Genomic DNA, 20884 nt, shown 5'->3' on the forward strand with positions numbered 1-20884 from the left:
GCATGGAAGCTTCGACCAACGAAGACGTGAAGGCGATGAGCTTCGAGCAGGCGCTCGATGCTCTGGAAAAGATCGTCGAGGACCTTGAGCGTGGCGAGGTGCCGCTCGACCAGTCGATCCGCATCTACGAGCGCGGCGAGGCCCTGAAGGCCCATTGCGATCGCCTGCTGAAGGCGGCCGAGGACAAGGTGGAGAAGATCAGGCTCGCCCGCGACGGCAAGCCCGCCGGCACCGAGCCCCTCGACGCGGAGTAAGCTGCGGGCGGCGAGCCCGAAAGTGACGAACATTGAACGGTCCGTTGTCCGAACGACGCTTTCCGACAGGCCTGGTGCGGCCTACATTGCAGGCATCAGAGCGCCGAACGCGATGACACTCGTGCAAGGCAGGCTCTGGCATTCTGGATGGGCATCGGCACAACCCGAAAATGTCGGACAGCTTCGCTCCGATGCTCAATCAAAGTGCTGGAGCGTCCTTGTGCTTCCGATAGGGCACACGGCGCTCCAGACGCCAACCTGTGAGGCAGGCCATGAGCTTTTTTCCCGGAAACGACCCCAATGTTGGCGACGCCTTCGCCTGCGACCAGATCGAACTCATGGTCGTACCCAATGCCCGCGACATTGACGGATTTCAGGTCCGCCGCGCGTTGCCGACGGCCCGTCGCCGGCTGGTTGGCCCCTTCATCTTCTTCGACCGCATGGGTCCCGCGATTTTGAGGGCCGGCGAAGCGCTGGACGTGCGGCCGCATCCGCATATCGGCCTGTCCACCGTCACCTACCTGTTCGACGGCAAGATCAGGCACCGCGATTCGCTGGGCACCGAAATGGTGATCGAGCCGGGCGACGTGAACCTGATGACGGCCGGCCGCGGCATCGTCCATTCCGAGCGCACGCCCGAGGAACTGCGCGGGGCGCCGATGTCCGTCTCCGGCCTGCAGACCTGGCTCGCCCTGCCGGATGGCAAGGAAGAGGTCGCTCCGGTATTCGATCACACGGTGAAGGCCGAGCTTCCCCGCTTCGAGGCTGAGGGTGTGAAGGGCAGGGTCGTCATCGGCTCGTTCGAGGGCATGAACTCGCCCGTCTCGGTGGCATCGAAGACGCTCTATGCCGGTATCCGGCTGGAGGCCGGGACCAGGGTGAAAATACCGCAGGATGCAGAGGAACGGGCCATCTATACGCTCGACGGAGAGGTTTCCATCTCCGGCGATCGTTTCCCCGCGGACCGGCTTCTGGTTTTCAAACCCGGCGACGAGATCGTGGTGAGTTCCGAGCGCGGCGCGCATTTCATGCTGTTTGGCGGCGACTCGCTGGGCAGCAAACGCTACATCTGGTGGAATTTCGTTTCCTCCTCGAAGGAGCGCATCGAGCAGGCCAAGGAAGAATGGCGTACCGGCCGCTTCGATATCGTGCCGGGCGATGAGGAAGAATTCGTACCGCTGCCAAAGGGCTGAGCAATAACGCGCCCGGGCTGCGGGCGGCGTTTACATTTCCGGCCTGCCGGCCTATTCCGGCCGCAGGCTCCAGCTTCGGGAGGACGCCACCGATGAACGCCAAGCCCCATACCCGGCCTCTTGAGACGCCGCTTCTCGACAAGGTCCGCATTCCGGCGGATATGCGAACCCTTCCCGAAAGCGCGCTGCCGCAACTGGCCGATGAGTTGCGCCGGGAAACCATCGATGTGGTGTCGCACACGGGCGGTCATCTGGGTGCCGGCCTTGGCGTGATCGAGCTTACCGTGGCGCTGCACTATGTGTTCGACACGCCGGCCGACCGCATCATCTGGGACGTCGGCCATCAGACCTATCCGCACAAGATCCTCACCGGCCGCCGCGACCGCATCCGCACCCTGAGGCAGGAGGGTGGCCTTTCGGGCTTCACCAAGCGCGACGAGAGCGAATACGATCCCTTCGGTGCGGCCCATTCCTCCACCTCGATCTCGGCCGGCCTCGGCATGGCGGTGGCGCGCGATCTCGCCGGGGGGCGCAACAATGTCATCGCCGTCATCGGTGACGGCTCCATGTCGGCCGGCATGGCCTATGAGGCGCTCAACAATGCAGGCGCCCAGGGCTCGCGGCTGATCGTCATCCTCAACGACAATGACATGTCGATCGCCCCGCCCAGCGGAGCGATGAGTTCTTATCTGGCGCGGCTCGCTTCTGGGCGCACCTATCAGGGCGTTCGCGAACTGGGCAAGAAACTGACCGCTTATCTCGGCAAACGCGCCGACCGGGCGATCACAAGGGCGGTGGAACATGCCCGTGGCTACGTCACCGGCGGGACGCTGTTCGAGGAAATGGGCTTCTTCCACATCGGCCCCATCGACGGCCACAATCTGGAGCATCTGGTGCCGGTGCTGAAGAATGTGCGCGACCATGGCGAAGGCCCTGTTCTGATCCATGTGGTGACGCAGAAGGGCAAGGGCTATGCGCCTGCCGAAGCCGCTGCCGACAAGTATCACGGCGTCAACAAATTCGACGTCATCACCGGAGCGCAGGCCAAGGCCCCGGCCAATTCACCGGCCTATACAAGGGTGTTCGCCGAAAGCCTGATCCAGGAAGCGCGGGAGGACGAGAAAATCGTCGCCGTCACCGCCGCCATGCCTTCCGGCACCGGGCTCGATCTGTTCGGCGAGGCGTTTCCTTCACGCACTTTCGATGTGGGCATCGCCGAGCAGCATGCGGTGACCTTTGCGGCAGGCCTCGCCACCGAGGGATACAGACCCTTTGCGGCGATCTATTCCACCTTCCTCCAGCGCGCCTACGATCAGGTCGTGCATGATGTGGCGATCCAGAAACTGCCGGTGCGCTTTCCCATCGACCGTGCCGGCTTCGTGGGTGCGGACGGGCCGACCCATTGCGGCGCTTTCGACACCACCTTCCTTGCCTCGCTGCCCGGCTTCGTGGTCATGGCCGCAGCCGACGAGGCGGAGCTGAAGCACATGGTGCGCACCGCTGCTGAATATGACGAAGGGCCCATCTCCTTCCGCTATCCGCGCGGCAACGGCATCGGCGTTGATATGCCCGAGCGCGGCGAGGCGCTGACCATCGGCAAGGGGCGGATCATGCGGCAGGGCACGCGCGTGGCGCTCCTGTCCTTCGGCACGCGTCTGGCCGATTGCCTGCTGGCCGCCGAGGCGCTGGACGCGGCCGGGCTTTCCACAACGGTCGCCGATGCGCGCTTCGCCAAGCCGCTGGACACCGACATGGTGCGCCGGCTGGCGCGCGAGCACGAGATTCTGCTGACGGTGGAGGAGGGCGCCATCGGCGGTTTCGCCACGCAGGTGCTGCATTTCCTTGCTCATGAAGGGTTGCTGGACGGCGGCCTGAAGGTGCGGCCGCTTGTGCTGCCGGACGAGTTCACCGATCACGGCAAGCCGGAGAAAATGTATGCGGAGGCCGGGCTGGACAGCATCGGCATCGTCGGGACCGTCTTTGCCGCGCTCGGCCACGTCGAAAGCGCCCAGCGCGCCTGAGTGCGCGATGCGGATCTTCGCGAAGGCTTTTTCTGCTTCCGTGGCCGCATTTGCGGCATGGTTGCTGAATCGTTGCATGAGAAACTTGAATCCGCTTCTGTCGGTTTGATCATAACCCTCTGTTTACGCTGGTTTTTGGCGTTTCGCTTACCGTTCCTTTTGGTCGAATCTCAACGTCGCCCTGTTAGCTCTGACCCCGACAAGGGGCGTGATGACAGTGAAAGCGTTTTTCTGCGGACTGGCAGGATTGGTGGCGGCGACGGCGCAAGGCGCCGCCGAGACGCGTATCGACTCCCGCATAGACGATGCGGCGCGCGAGATCGTGGCCGCACGGATGGGAGAGCTGCGCGGCAGCTTCGCGCCCGGCCAGCAGCCTGTCCTTGTCCGGCAGCAGGCAGAGCAAAGACAGCGCGAGCCGCTCAGGGTTCTTCAGTATGGCCGCTACCGCGACAACCCGCGCCCGGAGCCGCAAAGCAGGAAGACGCGCTGACGGCGCTTGCGTTCCCGCCCGCCTTTCGTCAATGAAGGCGGATGAAGCCCGAAGCACCTGCCAGCCGGCGGCTGCGTCTCGATGAACTGCTCATCGAGCGCGGCCTGTTCGCCAGCCGATCCCGCGCCCGCGATGCGATCGAGCGCGGAACCGTGCGCGTCGATGGCGAAGTGGCGGTCAAGCCCGGACGAACGGTTGCAGCGGATGTTGTCCTAGAGATCGACGATCCGGCCCGCGCCTATGTCTCGCGCGCCGCGCTCAAGCTGATCGCTGGTCTTGATGGCTTCGGTTTTGATCCGGCGGGCTGCACGGCGCTCGACATCGGCGCATCCACGGGTGGCTTTACGCAGGTTCTGCTGGAGCGGGGTGCTGCCCACGTTACCGCAATCGATGTCGGACATGGCCAGATGCGCGGGGAGATCGAGGCCGATCCGCGCGTTGCGTCGATAGAAGGCCTGAACGCGCGTGACCTGACCGCCGCCGATCTGGGCGGTCGCGTCCCGGACTTCATCGTTTCCGACGTCAGCTTCATCTCGCTGAAACTTGCTTTGCCGCCGGCGCTGGAACTGGCCGCGCCCGGGGCGAGGGCGGTGCTTCTGGTCAAGCCGCAATTCGAGGCGGGGCGCGAGGCCATCGGCAAGGGCGGATTGCTGAAGAACCCTGATGATGCGGGGCGGGTCGCCTGCAGCTTGCGCGACTGGCTGGATGGTCAGCCGGGCTGGCGCGCGCTCGGCCTCTCCCCATCGCCCATCGAGGGTGGTGACGGCAACCGCGAATTCCTGCTGGCCGGAGTGAAAGACCGATGAGCGCGCGCTTTACGATCGACAGGCTGGGCGCGCAGGGCGACGGCGTGGCCAATACCGAAAGCGGGCAGGTGTTCATTCCCTTCACGCTGGCCGGGGAGGTGGTGACCGCCGCCCGCGAGCGCGACCGGGCGACGCTGATGGCCGTTCTGGAAAAGTCGCCGCTCAGGATCGAGCCTGCCTGTCGCCATTTCGGCGATTGCGGCGGCTGTGCGGTGCAGCATCTGGAGGACGGCGCCTATCGCGCATGGAAACGCGACAAGGTGGTGCATGTGCTGAAGGGCGCGCGCATTGAATGCGAGGTGGACGATCTGGTGCCCTGCGCGCCGCACACGCGCCGCCGGGTTTCGTTCAGTGCCCGGCGCACCGATACGGGCCTCGCTCTGGGGTTCAACCGGCATCTGTCGTCGCAGATCGTGCCGCTTGAGGAATGCCCCGTCGCTGTGCCGCAGATCGTGGGCGCGCTGGATATGCTGCGCGAACTGGGCACGCTGATCTGCGCCACGCCAAAGCCCTTCCACATGACGGTTACCGTCACCGCATTCGGGCTCGACGTGGCGGCTTCCGATTCTGGGCGCATGGGCGAACGCCAGCGCCAGATCGCTTCGAATTTCGTTGTCCACCATGGGCTGGCGCGGTTGTCGGTCGATGGCGAAATCATCATCGAGCCGAAGAAGCCGATGGTGCTGTTCGGCACTGCAGCGGTGCCTGTGCCGCCGGGCTCCTTCCTTCAGGCAACGGAACCGGCCGAGCAGACCATGGCCGATCTGGTCGGCCAGCATCTGGCGCGGGCGAAGAAGGTTGCCGACCTCTTCGCCGGTTGCGGCAGTTTCGCGCTGCGGCTGGCCGCGAAATCGGAGGTGCATGCGGTGGAGGGTGAGGCCGCCGCCCTTGCCGCGCTGGATCGTGGCTTCCGTTTCGCGACGGGGCTGAAGCGCGTAACCTCCGAAAAGCGCGACCTGTTCCGCCGTCCGCTTACCTTCAAGGAACTCAACGCCTTTGACGGTCTGGTGTTCGATCCGCCACGCGCCGGGGCGGAGGACCAGTGCCGCCAGATCGCGCGCTCCGACGTGCCGCTGGTGGCTGCCGTGTCGTGCAATCCCGTCACCTTCGCGCGCGATCTCGCCATCCTGCTTGCCGGCGGCTATCGCCTGAAGAAGGTCACGCCGATCGACCAGTTTCTGTGGTCCCCGCATGTCGAGGCGGTGGCGCTGCTGGAAAAGCCGAAGAAGCGGCGGTAAAAGCGCTGCGCTTGAATTGAGCGCCGATTGCGCCTATTTTGAACGGCAGATGTTCAAAATACGAAAGGAGGCGCATCATGACCTCCATGGCCCTTGAAATCAATGCTTCTCGCTTCGGCGAAGGCGGTTCGCCTTTCCTGTCACCGAGGCGGGTGGCGGAACTGCTTGGCGTCACCCTGTCAGAGCTGGCGGCCCTGATCGGCGTCGCCCGCAACACGCTGGCGGCCAAGACCGGCGCGCGCAAGGTTGATGCGGCGCTCAGCCCTGTCGTGCGCATACTGGCGATGGCCGGCGAAATGGCGGGTGACGAACGCCGCGCCGCGATCTGGTTCAAGCACCAGCCGATACCCGGCTGGGCCGGCAAGACGGCCTATGATCTAGTCCGCGAAGGCAAGGCCGACAAGGTTCTCGCCTATCTGGAGGCCGTACGCTCCGGCGTCTATGCCTGACAGCGCACCGCTTACCCTGTGGCGCGCCTTCGTGCCGCAATGGGCCTATCTGCCGCTGTCGGGTGAGGGGGCGGCCCGGTTCGGCGGGCGCTGGAACCCGGTGGGCGCGCCGACGATCTATGCGGCGCGCGAATTGTCGACGGCCTGGGCCGAATACAATCAGGGTTTTGTCCAGCACCCGGCGCTGATCGCCCGACTCGAACTGAGCGGCGCACGGCTTGCCGACCTGACGGATGACGAGACGCTGGATGCTATCGGCATCACGCCCGCCATTCACGAATGCGAATGGCGCGACATGATGGATCGCGGCAAGGTGCCCGATACCCACAGGCTGCGGGCAAAATTGCTGCGGCAGGGCTGGGATGGCGTGATCTATCCGTCCTTCATGTCGCCCGGCGGCACCTGCGTGGCGCTGTGGCGCTGGAACGGAAACGGTGCGCCCGACCTCACCGTCATCGACCCCGACCGCCGGCTGCCGAAATCGTCAGCCTCGTGGATGTAGGTTCGGGCTTACCTGCCCGCCTGCGCGGCGAGCGCGCTCCATTGCGCCAGCAATGCCTCCCGCGCACGCAGGCCTGCGGAGCGCTTTTAGCGCTGTTCATCCTGCACGAGACGCGCGAACACCAGTGTCACGTCGCCCTTGCTCGCCCAGCCGACATACCAGCCCCACATCCGCGCCCGATCGAAGGTGCCGTCGGCTTTCCGGGGATAGGCTGATCCCGTCTTTCCGGAAATCCGCCAGCCATCGGAGGTTTCGCTGCTTTCGACGATCGCCATGGTCTGTGCCGTGGCGTCGCGCGAGATCGGCAATTGCCCGGTGATCAGCCTGCGCAGGAAAACGGTCTGCTCCAGCGGCGAGATGGTCAGCGAGGACGAAATCCAGGCGCGCTCCAGTGCGTTGTTCTTCCCGGCGTCTCCTGAAAAATCGGCATTGCCATAGGCGAAGCTCCGGCCGTAGCCCCGCAGCTTCTCCAAGCCGAGCTCCCGCGTGATCTGCTGTGAGTACCAGACAACCGAATGGCGCATCCATGCGGCAGGGTCTGTTGGCCTGCGCCATGCATCGCCGCCCCAGTCCGGATAGCCTTGGCGGAAGGGCAGCACCGGATTGCCCGCGTCCCGCAGAAATCCGGAATCATAGCCCATTGCCGCCAGCGCGATCTTGAAGGTGGAGGCAGGCGTGACCCGGTCTTCGCACCGGCCTTCGTTCGCCAGCACGCTGCCTGTGTGGGCATCGGCGATCACCGTGCAGACAACTGCCGCTCGTGCCGGAAGAACGGAAAGGGCCGTCAACACGGCCCCAAGCGCGACTGCGAACGCTTTCAGGCCGGTCATCAGACCTGCGTGCCGCCAACCGTCATCTGGTTCATGCGCAGATGCGGCTGGCCGACGCCGACCGGCACCCACTGGCCGGCCTTGCCGCAATTGCCGATGCCCGTGTCGAGCTTGGTGTCGTTGCCGACCATGGAGACCCGATGCATGGCGTCCGGCCCGTTGCCGATGAGCATGGCGCCCTTGATCGGACGCGTCACCTTGCCATCCTCGATCATGTAGGCCTCGGTGCAGCCGAACACGAATTTGCCGGAGGTGATGTCGACCTGACCACCACCGAAGGACACGGCGTAGACGCCCTTCTTCACCGAAGCGATGATCTCCTCGGGCGTCTTGTCGCCGGACATCATGAAGGTGTTGGTCATGCGCGGCATGGGGCGGTGGGCATAGCCTTCACGGCGTCCGTTGCCGGTCGCCTTCATGCCCATCAGCCGGGCATTCTGCCTGTCCTGCATGTAGCCGACGAGCTTGCCGTCCTCGATGAGTACGTTGTGGGCGCTCGGCGTGCCCTCGTCATCCACAGTGATCGAACCGCGTCGCTCGGCGATGGTGCCGTCATCGACGACGGTGACGCCCCTGGCGGCGACCTGTTGCCCCATCAGCCCGGCGAAGGCGGACGTCTTCTTGCGGTTGAAGTCGCCTTCGAGGCCGTGGCCCACCGCTTCATGCAGCATTACGCCCGGCCAGCCATTGGCCAGCACGATGTCGAACGTACCGGCCGGAGCCGGAACCGCTTCGAGATTGACGAGAGCCTGCCTGAGCGCCTCGCTTGCCGCATATTTCCAGTTGTCTTCCGTCAGGAACTCGCCGAACGCCTTGCGCCCGCCCGCTCCATAGGAGCCGCTTTCCTGGCGGTCGCCGTCACCGACGACCACCGAGACGTTCATCCGCACCATGGGCCGGATGTCGCGCACCACCTGTCCATCGCCGCGCAGAATCTCCACATGCTGCCATGAGGATGCGAGCGAGGCCGTCACCTGCCGCACGCGCGGATCCGCATTGCGCAGCCATGCGTCGATCTCCTGCAGCAGCTTCGCCTTGGTATCGAAGCCGGGCGAGGGGATCGGGTTGTCGTAGGAATAGAGGTGGCGGTTGGTGCGCGCAGGCGCGTCCGCCAGCGTTCCCGCATGTCCGCTTTTGACGGTCGCGACGGCATCGGAGGCGCGCAGCAGGGCGGCATGGGACAGTTCGCTCGAATGCGCGTAGCCGGTCGCCTCGCCGGCCACCGCGCGCAGGCCGAAGCCGCGGTCGGTGTTGAAACTGGCCGTCTTGAGCCGGCCATTGTCGAAGAGCAGGGCTTCGCTTTCGCTGCTTTCGAGGAAAAGCTCGCCATCGTCAGCGCCGTTGAGCGTATCGGCCACCAGAGTGCGGATGCGCTCTTCGGAAATGTCGAACTCGGAAAGCAGGCTGGTCATGGCGCATCCTCGGATCAGGGTCTGCACGCCATGTAGGCGCACACGACCCGTTCGGCAATGCGAAGCTGACGCGGGCTCGTCAGGGCAGGGCGGCGAAGCCGTCCGCGAAGCCCTTGAGGTCGACCGGAATGCCGATGCCCTCTTCCGGCGTCTGGAAGATGATGAAGGTGGCCGCCATGCCTGCCTTCAGCGTATCGAGCAACTGCTTTTCCAGAATCACCTCAGCGTAGCAGCCATCCTGGAAGCAGCGCACGAAATAGGCGCGGCCAATATCCTTGCCATCGACATTGAGGCCGAGGCCGTTTGGCAGCAGAACGCCCAGAGGCGCCAGCACGCGCAGGATCTCGGCCTTGTTGTCGGCGGTGCGCAGCACCACCACGGAAAGACCCATCTCCGGCCTGTCCTCGGCAACGACGTTCTGCATCATCACGCACTGCTCGGTCGTGGCACCCGCTGGCGTGTCGCAGATCACGGACCATGCGCCATGCGTGGAACGCACGCTGCCGCTTTGCTGCGCCAGGGCTGTGCCCGATGCGGATATCGCCCCCAGAGAGGCGGCGAGAAGGGTGACCTTCGCCAAGGTTCCCGAAACCCAAGACTTCATGACGGCTCCACTGCGAATCGCCTCACTTTAAGCCGCACATGGGCCAAGCGGAAGGATGCGAACGCGCCCAATCGCCTCCGACTGCGGCAATAATACGGTTTTTCACTTCTATTTTGCGCGTCGCGGCGGCTTTCAGCAATAATTGCCCGTTTCATGGCAGCGTCGCGGCTTTTGTGACGCGCGCAAAAATGCCGCATGGATGAGCCGGGTCCTTCCTTGCGGAGGGAAACAGAGTATGGTTTGAACCAGCATCGACTGTCCGGGATTCCCGTTCCGGCATCAATTGGATTATTCTCGCGGCACATGCGCGAGCAAGGGAGAAGAATAGGGCGATGAAAAGATCCATTGCAGGGGGATTGTGTGCTGCCGCCGCACTGCTTTCCGCAGCGTCCGCCTGGGCGGCGCAGCCGGTAGACTGGGAATACAGGTTCCAGCCAGCCGCGACCGACATCATGCACCAGATCACATGGTTCGAGGGTTACACGCTGGCCTTCATCATACCGGTCACGCTTCTCGTTCTGGTGCTGCTCGCCTATTGCATCCTGAAGTTCCGCGCCAGCAGGAACCCGGTGCCGTCACGCACCAGCCACAACACTGCCATCGAGGTGATCTGGACCGTCGGTCCGGTCGTGCTGCTGCTGATGCTGGCCGTTCCTTCCTTTCAGCTTCTGACCAACCAGTACTCTCCGCCGGAAGAGGCCAAGCTCACCATCAAGGCGACGGCCAACCAGTGGAACTGGGACTACGAGTATCAGGACAACGAAGGGCCTTCATTCAACTCGGCCATGTTGCACGAGGGGGATCGGGCTGCTGCCGGCAAGGAAGACAAGTCGGTCTATCCGCGCCTGCTCGCTGTCGATAACGAGATGGTGGTGCCGTCCAATACCGTGGTTCGCGTGCTTGTCACCGCCTCCGACGTCATCCACGCCTTCGCTGTGCCGTCCTTCGGCGTGAAGAGCGATGCCGTGCCCGGCCGTCTGAGCGAGGTCTGGTTCAAGGTCGAGAAGGAAGGCTTCTACTACGGCCAGTGTTCCGAGCTTTGCGGCAAGGACCACGCCTTCATGCCGATCGCCGTCCGTGTCGTTTCTCCGGACCAGTATGAAAGCTGGCTGGCGGCCGCCAAGAGCGATCTGCCCGCCGCGAACAAGGCGCTGACCGCGCAGATTGAGGCCGCCAGCAAGCTGGCCGCCGCGAATTGAGCCCGCAACCCAGGTATACAAGGTAACGGAGCCGGAAATGGCAGAAGCTGCAACACATGACGATCACCACGCGCCGCGTGGCTGGGTTCGCTGGGTCTACTCGACCAATCACAAGGACATCGGAACCCTCTACCTGATCTTCGCGATCATGTCGGGCATTCTCGGCGGCGTCATGTCGATCATGATGCGCTGGGAGCTGGCGGAGCCGGGTATCCAGATTTTCCATGGTCTTGCGTCCATGGTTTATGGGGTCGAGGGTGATGCGGCTCTTGATGCCGGCAAGCACATGTTCAATGTGTTCACCACCATGCATGCCCTGATCATGATCTTCTTCATGGTCATGCCTGCCCTGATCGGCGGTTTCGCCAACTGGATGATCCCGATCATGATCGGTGCGCCGGATATGGCGTTCCCGCGCATGAACAACATCTCCTTCTGGCTTCTGCCTCCGGCACTCATCCTGCTGCTGATCTCGTTCTTCGTGCCGAGCGCACCGGGTGCTCATGGCATCGGGGGCGGCTGGACCATGTATCCGCCGTTCTCGACGTCCGGTCAGCCGGGCCCGGCCATGGATTTCGCCATCCTGTCGGTTCACATCGCCGGTGTGTCGTCGATCCTCGGCGCCATCAACTTCATCACCACCATCTTCAACATGCGCGCACCTGGCATGACCATGCACAAGATGCCGCTGTTTGCGTGGTCGGTGCTGATCACGGCGTTCCTGCTGCTGCTGTCGCTCCCAGTTCTGGCCGGCGGCATCACCATGCTGCTGACCGACCGCAACTTCGACACGGCCTTCTTCTCGCCTGAAGGTGGCGGTGACCCGATCCTGTTCCAGCATCTTTTCTGGTTCTTCGGGCATCCGGAAGTGTACATTCTGATCCTGCCGGGCTTCGGCATCGTCAGCCACATCGTGTCGACCTTCTCGCGCAAGCCGGTGTTCGGTTATCTCGGCATGGCCTACGCCATGGTCGCGATCGGTGCCGTCGGCTTCGTCGTGTGGGCGCACCACATGTTCACCTCGGGCATCTCGCTGAATGCCCAGCGCTACTTCACCTTCGCCACGATGGTGATCGCGGTTCCGACCGGCATCAAGATCTTCTCGTGGATCGCGACGATGTGGGGTGGCTCGATCACCTTCCGCACGCCGATGCTGTGGGCGATCGGCTTCATCTTCCTGTTCACCGTTGGCGGCGTCACCGGCGTGCAGCTGGCAAATGCCGGTCTCGACCGCATGTATCACGACACCTATTATGTGGTGGCGCACTTCCATTACGTGCTGTCGCTGGGTGCCGTGTTCGCCATCTTCGCTGCCTGGTACTACTGGTTCCCGAAGATGACGGGGTACATGTACTCCGAGACGATCGCCAACACCCACTTCTGGGTCACCTTCGTGGGCGTGAACATCGTGTTCTTCCCGCAGCATTTCCTCGGGCTGGCCGGCATGCCGCGCCGCTACATCGACTACCCTGATGCTTATGCCGGCTGGAACATGGTTTCCTCCTACGGCTCCTACATCGCCGGTATCGGTGTGCTGATTTTCCTCTACGGTATCTTCGATGCCTTCCAGAGGAAGCGCGTGGCCGGTGCCAATCCGTGGGGCGAGGGCGCCACGACGCTGGAATGGCAGCTGCCGTCGCCGCCGCCTTACCACCAGTGGGAACAGTTGCCCCGTATCCGCTGATACGGACTTTGATGCGAACCGCCGGCCCCGGCCGGCGGTTTGGCCACACGGAATGATCGGACGTTTGAGTACGCATGGCCCTGATCGACGACAGATGCATTGATGAAGCGCCGCTGCGCATGTCGGAAGCGACGCCGGGCGACTATATCGCGCTGCTGAAGCCTCGCGTTATGTCGCTGGTGGTGTTTACGGCTGTGGTGGGGCTTGTCGCCGCGCCGGGGACGATGAACCCGCTTCTCGCCCTCATCGCCATTCTGGCTATAGCCATTGGCGCAGGCGCGTCCGGCGCGCTCAACATGTGGTACGATGCCGACATCGACAAGGTGATGAGCCGCACGGCCAAGCGGCCGGTTCCGGCGGGCCGCGTCACGCCCGGCGAGGCGCTGGGCTTCGGTCTGGTGCTGTCGGTTCTGTCGGTGATGACGCTCGGCGTCCTCGTCAACTGGCTCTCGGCTTCGCTGCTGGCCTTCACCATTTTCTTCTATGCCGTCATCTACACGATGTGGCTGAAGCGCTGGACACCGCAGAACATCGTCATCGGCGGTGCCGCCGGCTCCTTCCCGCCCATGATCGGCTGGGCAGCCGCCACCGGAAATATCAGCCTGGAAAGCGTTATCCTGTTCCTGATTATCTTCCTGTGGACGCCGCCGCATTTCTGGGCGCTGGCGCTCTTCAAGTCGGGCGATTACGAGCGCGCCGGCATCCCGATGATGCCGAACGTTGCCGGCCCGGCTTCGACCCGCCGCCAGATATTCGCCTATGCCCTGTTGCTGGCGCCTGTCGGCGTCGCACCGTGGCTGCTTGGCTACACGACCCTGTTCTATGGCGTCATATCGCTGGTGCTGGGCGCGGGCTTCGTATGGTATTCCTGGAAAGTTCTGGGCATGTCGGACGATGACAAGACCATGGTTCCGGCCAAGAAGCTGTTTGGTTTCTCGCTGGTCTATCTGTTCGTCATCTTCGCTGCCTATATGGGCGACCGCCTTGTCGCCTGGCTTGGCGGCATGGGAGCATGAGCACCATGGATAAGCTTGAAACCGTCGATCTGACCGAACAGCAGAAGAAGGCCCGGCGTCTGCGATCCGTCGCCATCGGGCTGGCCTTGGTGGCGCTTGTCATCATATTCTACGTTGCGACGCTGGCGAAGTTTGGCCCGGCGGTCCTGAACCGGCCTATGTGAGACGAAGGATGAGCAATACCCCAGCCACGGATGAGGCCAGGCAGAAGAGCAACCGCAAGGTTGCTGCGCTCTGCGTCGCCTTCTTTTGCGGCATGGTCGGCATGGCTTATGCGGCCGTTCCGCTCTACACGCTGTTTTGTCAGGTCACCGGATATGGTGGAACCACGCAGCGCGTGACCCAGTATTCCGACCGGGTGCTCGATCGTGACATCACGATCCGCTTCGATGCCAATACGGCCGGCGGCGTTCCGTGGAAGTTCGCGCCTGTCGACCGCTCGATCACGGTGAAGATCGGTGAAACGGCGCAGGCCCACTACACCGCCACCAACATGGCGGCCCGGCCGACGGGCGGACGCGCCACCTTCAACGTGACGCCTGAGACGGCAGGCGCCTATTTCAACAAGGTGGAATGCTTCTGCTTCACCGACACCACGCTTGCCGCTGGCGAGACGATGGACATGCCGGTGATCTTCTTCGTCGATCCGGACATCGTGGATGTGCCGGAGCTGAAGAATGTGAAGACCATTACCTTGTCCTACACCATGTTCCCGATCGACAAGGAGGCACCGGCGACAACCGGTTCGATCGATCGGAGCACTGTAACAACTACGAACACCGAAGCAGATGTCGGGGGCTGATATGGCTGAAGCGCACGCAAAACAACATGACTATCATATTCTGGCCCCGAGCCCCTGGCCCTTCCTCGGGTCATTTGGAGCGCTTGTGCTTTGCATCGGCGGCGTCTTCTGGATGCAATACCTGAAGGGCAACGAGTTTCCCGTCTTTGGCATCAACATGGCAACGCCATGGCTGTTTTTCATCGGTCTGCTGATCGTCCTTTACACCATGTTTGGCTGGTGGTCGGATACGGTTAAGGAAGCCCATGAGGGGCATCACACCCGCGTCGTCTCCCTGCACCTGCGCTATGGCATGATCATGTTCATCGCCTCGGAGGTGATGTTCTTCGTGGCTTGGTTCTGGGCGTTCTTCGATGCCAGCCTGTTCCCCGGCGAAGCCGTGCAGTATACCCGCAGCGAGTATACCGGCGGTATCTGGCCGCCGAAGGGCATCGAGGTTCTCGACCCCTTCTATCTGCCGCTCTACAACACGATCATCCTGCTTCTGTCGGGTACGACGCTGACGTGGGCTCACCACGCCATGCTGCACAACGACCGCAAGGGGCTGATCAATGGTCTGGCGATCACCGTGGCTCTCGGTGTCCTGTTCAGCTTCGTGCAGGCCTACGAGTATGTGCACGCTCCTTTCAACTTCAAGGACTCCATCTACGGCGCCACCTTCTTCATGGCGACCGGGTTCCACGGGTTCCATGTTTTCATCGGAACGATCTTCCTGATCGTGTGCCTGATCCGCGCCATTCGTGGCGACTTCACGCCCAAGCAGCACTTCGGTCTTGAGGCGGCTGCATGGTACTGGCACTTCGTGGACGTGGTGTGGCTGTTCCTTTACGCCACGATCTATGTCTGGGCTTCGGTCGGTGCCGACATCGCCGTACACTGAGGCCAGGTGAATGCAATGAATTTCAGGGCGGCCGCGGCAACGTGGCCGCCCTGTCTCTTTTTGGAAGACGAGCAGGGGCTGGCTCACAATGAAGCTGCCTGAATGGCCTGGCGGGCAGATGCAGGGCATCGATTGCATGCGCGGGTAAACTGCTCTGAGCCGCGCCGGGATTTTTTCAGAATTGCTACCTGCGCTTTAAGTTCTTGTTTTCACGCATGTCGTGGTCCCGAAACGGTTCCCACTTTCGGGCCACATGCTGTAAGGTAGGCCGATGACACAGAATGAGAATTCCACCGCTGAAGATCAGGCACTGTGGGCCCCGGTCGATCCGGTGCGCGCCGGCATCGCCGGCCGCTGTCCGCGCTGCGGCGAAGGTAAGCTGTTTTCCGGTTTTCTGGCCGTGGGCACGGAATGCACGAATTGCGGTCTCGACTATTCCTATGCGGATGCGGGAGACGGTCCGGCCGTCTTCGTCATCCTCATCATCGGCTTCGTGGTGCTTGGGCTGGCGCTGTGGATGGAGGTCAATTACGGACCTGCACTGTGGGTGCATCTGGTCTTGTGGATACCGCTTGCGCTGATCCTCAGTCTCGGCTCCCTGCGCGTCATCAAGGGCATTCTGCTGACGCTGCAATACCGTAACAAGGCTTCGCAGGGTCGGCTGGACAACGGCGAATGACTTCAGACATGGAGACGGGGACAAAGCCATTGTCCGCCAGGCGCATGTGGCTCGCCGCCGTGCTGGGAGCCATTGCCATTGCCATTCTTCTGTCGCTTGGAACATGGCAGATGCAGCGCCTCTACTGGAAGGAGGATCTGCTCGCCACCATCGACCGGCGCATGCATGCCGAGCCTCTGGCCCTCGCGGAAGCGGAGCGTCTTTTCGCCGAAACCTCGGACGTGGACTATGTGCCGATAACCGCCACCGGCAGCTTCGTGCATGAAGGCGAGCGGCATTTTCTGGCGACATGGAAAGGCCAGTCGGGTTTTTATGTCTACACGCCGCTGAAGCTCGGGGACGGCCGTTTCCTGCTCGTCAACAGGGGGTTCGTCCCCTACTGGCTGAAGGAAGCATCTTCCCGGTCGGCCGGGCAGGTCGACGGCGTGGTCACGGTCAGGGGGCTTGCCCGCAACCCGCTTTCCGAAAAGCCGTCTAGCATGGTGCCGGACAATGATCTGGCAAAGAACATCTTCTACTGGAAGGACCGTGACGTCATGGCCGCATCGGCGGGCCTGCCTGACGGCTATGCCCTGCTGCCGTTCTTTCTCGATGCCGATTCGTCACCGAACCCGGGCGACTGGCCGGCCGGGGGCGTGACCATCATTTCCCTGCCCAACAATCACCTTCAATATGCCGTGACCTGGTACGGGCTTGCCGCGGCGCTGGCCGGCGTAATGCTGTTCTCTTTTGCGGGACGCAGGCGCAGGACGAAGCGCTGAGCGTCGGGGTGCGGCCCGCTGACCCTTGACAGGACAGGGGTGCTCATCCCATGTCGGGCTGACACGCGAAGGACAAGATGCTGCAAACCATACCGGCTGATGCCGCACCTGAGACGACCAAGCCGCCGCTGACGCTGCGGCTGTGCCAGCCGCGCGGCTTCTGCGCGGGCGTGGATCGCGCGATCCAGATCGTCGTTCTGGCGATCAAGAAATATGGCGCGCCGGTTTATGTGCGCCACGAGATCGTCCACAACCGCTATGTGGTCGAGGGCCTTCAGAACCTCGGCGCCGTCTTCATCGAGGAACTGGACGAGATTCCGCGGGAGCACAATAAGAGCCCGGTTGTGTTCTCCGCCCATGGCGTTCCGAAGTCCGTTCCGGCCGACGCCACCGAGCGCAATCTGTTCTATCTGGACGCGACCTGCCCGCTGGTCTCCAAGGTCCACAAGCAGGCGATCCGGCATTATCGCCATGGCCGTCATGTGCTGCTGATCGGCCATGCGGGGCACCCCGAGGTCATCGGCACGATGGGGCAGTTGCCGGAGGGTGCGGTCACCCTGATCGAGACGGATGAGGATGTGCGCCGCTTCGTGCCGCAGGATCCGGAAGCCCTCGGCTTCGTGACGCAGACGACCCTGTCCGTCGAGGACACCGCCCATATTCTCGAAGCCTTGCAGGAACGGTTTCCGGCCATGCAGGCGCCGGCTGCGGAATCCATCTGCTATGCCACCACCAATCGCCAGGAGGCGGTGAAGGAAACGGCTCCGGGCGTCGATCTCTATCTGGTGGTTGGCGCGCCGAATTCGTCGAACTCGCGCCGTCTGGTCGAGGTTGCGGAACGGGCCGGCGCGCGCATGTCGCTTCTGGTCCAGCGCGCCAGCGAGATTCCGTGGAATGACGTCGGCGATATCAAAACGCTTGGCCTGTCTGCGGGCGCGTCGGCACCCGAGATCATCGTCGATGAGATCATCGATGCCTTCAGGGCCCGCTTCGAGGTGACGGTGGATCTTGCCATCACTGCCACGGAGACCGAGGATTTTCCGGTCATGCGCGTTTTGCGCGATGTGGAACTCACCAAGGCCGACATGGCCTTCGTCAACGGCGAACGATAGCAGGCACGCATGGCCGTCTACACCGATGTCACCGAAGGTGAACTGGGCGCGTTCCTGCGCGATTATCCGGTCGGAGAACTGCTCTCCTACAAGGGCATTGCCGAAGGCACGGAGAATTCGAACTTCCTGCTTCACACCACTGGCGGCTCCTTCATCCTGACTCTCTATGAAAAGCGGGTGGCGACGCACGATCTGCCGTTCTTTCTCGGGCTGATGGATCATCTGGCGGCAAAGGGCCTTTCCTGTCCGCTTCCCGTTCGTCGTGCCGATGGCGAGATGATCGGCACGCTTGCCGGCCGCTCGGCCGCCATCATCACTTTCCTGGAAGGCATGTGGCCGCGCCGCCCCACTGCCGCGCATTGCCGCGAGGTCGGAAAGGCGCTGGCGTCGATGCATCTGGCCGGCGCCGATTTCAACCTGTCACGCGCGAATGCGCTGGGTCCCGACGGATGGCGTGAACTTTGGGCGGCCTCGCGCGAACGCGCTGATGAAGTCGAGCCCGGTCTTGCCGCCGAGGTCGATGCCGATTTCGAGACGTTCGGTCGCGAATGGCCGGCCGATCTGCCTACGGGCATCATTCATGCCGACCTGTTTCCCGACAATGTGTTCTTCCTCGGCAACGAGCTTTCGGGGCTGATCGACTTCTATTTTGCCTGCAACGATCTGCTGGCCTACGATCTCGCAACCTGCCTCAATGCATGGTGCTTCGAGAAGGATTGCTCCTACAACCTCACCAAGGGCACAGCCTTGCTTGCCGGATATGAGAGCGTGCGGCCCCTGAGCGCTGCCGAGAAACAGGCCCTGCCGATGCTGGCGCGTGGATCGGCGCTGCGCTTCATGCTGACACGGCTCTACGACTGGCTGCATGGGCCGGAAGGCGATCTCGTCGTCAAGCGCGACCCGGCCGAATATATCCGCAAGATGCGCTTTCACCGCGCCATCGTCTCGCCGCAGGAATACGGACTGTCATGAAGTGCATCGAAATCTTCACCGACGGCGCCTGCTCCGGCAATCCGGGTCCGGGGGGCTGGGGCGCTATCCTGCGCTTCAACGACGTCACGCGCGAACTGTGCGGCGGCGAGGCCCAGACCACCAACAATCGCATGGAACTGATGGCCGCCATCTCGGCGCTGAACGCGCTGAAGGAGCCGTGCGAAGTCGATCTCCATACCGATTCCAGCTATGTGAAGGACGGCATTTCGAGCTGGATGGAAAACTGGAAACGCCGCGGCTGGAAGACCGCCGACAACAAGCCGGTCAAGAATGTGGAGCTGTGGCAGGCGCTGGACGAGGCGCGGCGGCGTCACAAGGTGACGTGGCACTGGGTCAAGGGCCATGCCGGCCATCCCGAGAACGAGCGCGCCGATGAACTGGCCCGCGAGGGCATGGCGCCGTTCAAGAAGGGAACTGGACGACCTGCTGCTGGTCCTTCCGCTTCGGACACGAAAAAACCGGCGCCCGTCAAAGCGCGCCGGTCTTCGCAAAGTTACTGAAAGCCGTTTCGGGAAACCCCGGGCAGGCTTTCAGCGCAAAAAAATCAAAGCTGTTCGAGAATTTTCGCAGCCGCCGTTTCGTCGGCCTGGCTCGGAACCGGCTCGATGTTGAGCGCCGTCACCTTGCCGTCGTCGACGATCATGGAAAAGCGCTTCGAGCGCAGGCCGAGGCCTGCACCGCTGAGGTCGATGTCGAGACCGAGCGCCTTGGCGAAATGGCCGCTGCCGTCTGCCAGATAGGTGATCTTGCCTTCGCCGCCGGTGAACTTTTCCCATGCGCCCATGACGAAGGGATCGTTGACGGCGACCACGGCGACGGTGTCCACGCCACGGGCGCGGATGGCGTCGTTGTTTTCCAGATAGCCGGGCAGATGATTGTTGTTGCAGGTGGGCGTGAAGGCGCCCGGAACGCCGAACAGCACGACCTTCTTGCCCGCGAAAATATCGGCGGTGGTCAGTTCCTTCACGCCGTCGGCGGTCATCGTCTTGAGGGTGGCTTCAGGCAGCTTGTCGCCAACGGAGATCGTCATTGCAATTCCTCATCATGAACAGGGAGTGAAATCGATAGCGGACTATGCCGGCCGCCGCAATGACGCTGCACCTAAGGGTAGGGCAGGAAGCCCGAAACGGCTCCCGTCGAGGAAGTCAGCGTGTAGTGCACACCTTCTCCGGACGGCTTTTCTGCGGGGCGGGAAAGCACGGGCACTTCGAACGTAAACTTGCCGTCACCGGGTTTCGCGACAGGCGTGCCGAAGGCATAGCCGTCTTCGCCGGCCACGAAAAGCTCGGCCGATTGCGCGGCTTGAGGCAGCGATGCCGTCACCGTCATTGCTGTGCGGTGCGAGCCGGCAAGGCTGGCGCCGAAAGCGGGCGTGGCAGGGCCGGGCAGGGCCGCCTGTGCATTGCGCACCAATGCCTCCTCGATCACCGCATGGGCCGGATTTTCGGCCTCGACAACCAGATCGGCATGGACCGGAATGCAGATCTTCTCGCAGATTCCAACGAGAACCGTTGCCGCAATGCCGCTCGCCGGCAATGTCTTGTCGGCGAGGGTAAAGCTGACGGGAAGCAGCACGGAGCGGTCGTAGCCGGCCCATTCCGAATAGCCGTCATCGTGACGAACCGGGGCGGGGAAGGCCAGTTTCGCTTCCCGGATCCGCTCCTCATCGACGGCGATCTGCGGGGGCACGCCGCTGTCCCCGGGATCGCGCCAGTAGGTCTTCCAGCCGGGTTTCAGATCGATCTGCAACACGCCGTTCAATTGCCCGGATGCGTCCGGCTGGCCGGCAGTGACAAGCCGGATGCGCCCGCCTTCGCTGTCGTGCCAGCCGGAAGAGGCCGCATATGCGGACAGGGGAGCGGCGAAAGCGGCAAGAGACGCGGCAGCAATGACGGACGTGATGCGCATGGTCGTTGATTTGATATCCAGCCGGTATGCCTGCAAGCTTTTTCGCCATGC

The 20884-nt window shown here is 63.0% G+C and carries 24 protein-coding genes; 19 read left to right on the top strand and 5 right to left on the bottom strand.

From position 1 onward, the window contains the following. Nucleotides 1-2: 2 nt before the first annotated feature. The 8 genes from MIC97_RS16095 to MIC97_RS16130 all read left to right on the top strand — a co-directional run bounded on the left by MIC97_RS16095 (nt 3) and on the right by MIC97_RS16130 (nt 6953). Complete coding sequence (locus MIC97_RS16095) at nt 3-254, top strand: exodeoxyribonuclease VII small subunit (protein WP_183828188.1); 252 nt, start codon at nt 3-5, stop codon at nt 252-254. A 272-nt stretch (nt 255-526) separates the two neighbouring features. Then, nucleotides 527-1447 (top strand): pirin family protein, encoded by a 921-nt coding sequence (locus MIC97_RS16100; protein ID WP_239800853.1) that lies wholly within the window; start codon nt 527-529, stop codon nt 1445-1447. A 92-nt stretch (nt 1448-1539) separates the two neighbouring features. Then, the gene (gene dxs, locus MIC97_RS16105; RefSeq protein WP_239800854.1) at nt 1540-3468 is read left to right on the top strand and encodes a 1-deoxy-D-xylulose-5-phosphate synthase; all 1929 of its coding nucleotides are present in this window, start codon (nt 1540-1542) and stop codon (nt 3466-3468) included. Nucleotides 3469-3679: 211 nt separating this feature from the next. After that, nucleotides 3680-3958 (top strand): hypothetical protein, encoded by a 279-nt coding sequence (locus MIC97_RS16110; protein WP_183828197.1) that lies wholly within the window; start codon nt 3680-3682, stop codon nt 3956-3958. Between the two features lie 41 nt (nt 3959-3999). Beyond that, nucleotides 4000-4764: a TlyA family RNA methyltransferase gene (locus MIC97_RS16115; RefSeq protein WP_239800855.1), complete on the top strand. Its 765-nt coding sequence runs from the start codon at nt 4000-4002 to the stop codon at nt 4762-4764. After that, entirely contained in the window at nt 4761-6002 is a 1242-nt protein-coding gene (locus MIC97_RS16120) for a class I SAM-dependent RNA methyltransferase (RefSeq protein WP_239800856.1), read from the top strand. Before MIC97_RS16115 ends, MIC97_RS16120 begins: the two co-directional genes overlap by 4 nt. A 77-nt stretch (nt 6003-6079) precedes the next feature. After that, nucleotides 6080-6451: an antitoxin Xre/MbcA/ParS toxin-binding domain-containing protein gene (locus tag MIC97_RS16125; RefSeq protein WP_183828208.1), complete on the top strand. Its 372-nt coding sequence runs from the start codon at nt 6080-6082 to the stop codon at nt 6449-6451. Continuing rightward, the gene (locus tag MIC97_RS16130; RefSeq protein WP_239800857.1) at nt 6444-6953 is read left to right on the top strand and encodes an RES domain-containing protein; all 510 of its coding nucleotides are present in this window, start codon (nt 6444-6446) and stop codon (nt 6951-6953) included. The genes MIC97_RS16125 and MIC97_RS16130 overlap by 8 nt, the downstream gene beginning before the upstream one ends. A gap of 86 nt (nt 6954-7039) precedes the next feature. On the opposite strand, the gene blaOXA is transcribed toward MIC97_RS16130, so the two are convergent. The 3 genes from blaOXA to MIC97_RS16145 all read right to left on the bottom strand — a co-directional run bounded on the left by blaOXA (nt 7040) and on the right by MIC97_RS16145 (nt 9799). Next, nucleotides 7040-7783 carry a class D beta-lactamase gene (gene blaOXA / locus MIC97_RS16135; RefSeq protein WP_239800858.1) on the bottom strand — a complete coding sequence of 248 codons (744 nt, stop codon included), beginning with the start codon at nt 7781-7783 and terminating at the stop codon, nt 7040-7042. Next, nucleotides 7783-9195, bottom strand: coding sequence for a metalloprotease TldD (gene tldD, locus MIC97_RS16140; RefSeq protein ID WP_239800859.1), 1413 nt, complete (start codon nt 9193-9195; stop codon nt 7783-7785). The genes blaOXA and tldD overlap by 1 nt, the downstream gene beginning before the upstream one ends. A 79-nt stretch (nt 9196-9274) precedes the next feature. Beyond that, on the bottom strand, nt 9275-9799 hold the full coding sequence (locus MIC97_RS16145; protein WP_183828221.1) for an invasion associated locus B family protein: 525 nt from the start codon (nt 9797-9799) through the stop codon (nt 9275-9277). Between the two features lie 332 nt (nt 9800-10131). Between MIC97_RS16145 and coxB the strand changes: the two genes are divergently transcribed. The 11 genes from coxB (at nt 10132) to rnhA (ending at nt 19425) form a co-directional block, all read left to right on the top strand. Further along, complete coding sequence (gene coxB, locus MIC97_RS16150; protein ID WP_183828224.1) at nt 10132-10998, top strand: cytochrome c oxidase subunit II; 867 nt, start codon at nt 10132-10134, stop codon at nt 10996-10998. A gap of 37 nt (nt 10999-11035) precedes the next feature. After that, on the top strand, nt 11036-12682 hold the full coding sequence (gene ctaD / locus MIC97_RS16155) for a cytochrome c oxidase subunit I (RefSeq protein WP_183828226.1): 1647 nt from the start codon (nt 11036-11038) through the stop codon (nt 12680-12682). A 74-nt stretch (nt 12683-12756) separates the two neighbouring features. After that, the gene (locus tag MIC97_RS16160) at nt 12757-13698 is read left to right on the top strand and encodes a heme o synthase (RefSeq protein WP_183828229.1); all 942 of its coding nucleotides are present in this window, start codon (nt 12757-12759) and stop codon (nt 13696-13698) included. A 5-nt stretch (nt 13699-13703) separates the two neighbouring features. Beyond that, nucleotides 13704-13862 (top strand): hypothetical protein, encoded by a 159-nt coding sequence (locus MIC97_RS16165; RefSeq protein ID WP_183831611.1) that lies wholly within the window; start codon nt 13704-13706, stop codon nt 13860-13862. 8 nt (nt 13863-13870) lie between these two features. After that, nucleotides 13871-14500 (top strand): cytochrome c oxidase assembly protein, encoded by a 630-nt coding sequence (locus MIC97_RS16170; protein WP_183828232.1) that lies wholly within the window; start codon nt 13871-13873, stop codon nt 14498-14500. Between the two features lies 1 nt (nt 14501). Further along, complete coding sequence (locus MIC97_RS16175; protein ID WP_239800860.1) at nt 14502-15380, top strand: cytochrome c oxidase subunit 3; 879 nt, start codon at nt 14502-14504, stop codon at nt 15378-15380. 271 nt (nt 15381-15651) lie between these two features. Beyond that, the gene (locus MIC97_RS16180; RefSeq protein ID WP_239800861.1) at nt 15652-16059 is read left to right on the top strand and encodes a DUF983 domain-containing protein; all 408 of its coding nucleotides are present in this window, start codon (nt 15652-15654) and stop codon (nt 16057-16059) included. A gap of 44 nt (nt 16060-16103) precedes the next feature. Further along, nucleotides 16104-16820 carry an SURF1 family protein gene (locus MIC97_RS16185; protein ID WP_239801172.1) on the top strand — a complete coding sequence of 239 codons (717 nt, stop codon included), beginning with the start codon at nt 16104-16106 and terminating at the stop codon, nt 16818-16820. A gap of 77 nt (nt 16821-16897) precedes the next feature. After that, nucleotides 16898-17932, top strand: coding sequence for a 4-hydroxy-3-methylbut-2-enyl diphosphate reductase (gene ispH / locus MIC97_RS16190; RefSeq protein WP_239800862.1), 1035 nt, complete (start codon nt 16898-16900; stop codon nt 17930-17932). A 9-nt stretch (nt 17933-17941) separates the two neighbouring features. Next, nucleotides 17942-18904, top strand: a complete 963-nt coding sequence (locus tag MIC97_RS16195; RefSeq protein ID WP_239800863.1) for a homoserine kinase — start codon at nt 17942-17944, stop codon at nt 18902-18904. Beyond that, a complete protein-coding gene (rnhA, locus tag MIC97_RS16200) occupies nt 18901-19425 on the top strand; it encodes a ribonuclease HI (protein WP_239800864.1) in 525 nt (174 codons plus the stop codon). The genes MIC97_RS16195 and rnhA overlap by 4 nt, the downstream gene beginning before the upstream one ends. Nucleotides 19426-19469: 44 nt before the next feature. Here rnhA and MIC97_RS16205 read toward each other — a convergent pair whose 3' ends face one another. Both MIC97_RS16205 and MIC97_RS16210 read right to left on the bottom strand, forming a co-directional pair. After that, nucleotides 19470-19955 (bottom strand): peroxiredoxin, encoded by a 486-nt coding sequence (locus MIC97_RS16205; protein WP_239800865.1) that lies wholly within the window; start codon nt 19953-19955, stop codon nt 19470-19472. Between the two features lie 71 nt (nt 19956-20026). Continuing rightward, nucleotides 20027-20833, bottom strand: a complete 807-nt coding sequence (locus MIC97_RS16210; RefSeq protein WP_239800866.1) for a protein-disulfide reductase DsbD domain-containing protein — start codon at nt 20831-20833, stop codon at nt 20027-20029. Between the last annotated feature and the right edge of the window lie 51 nt (nt 20834-20884).

The organism is Aquamicrobium sp. NLF2-7 (assembly GCF_022359935.1).
Taxonomy (GTDB): Bacteria; Pseudomonadota; Alphaproteobacteria; order Rhizobiales; family Rhizobiaceae; genus Mesorhizobium; species Mesorhizobium lusatiense.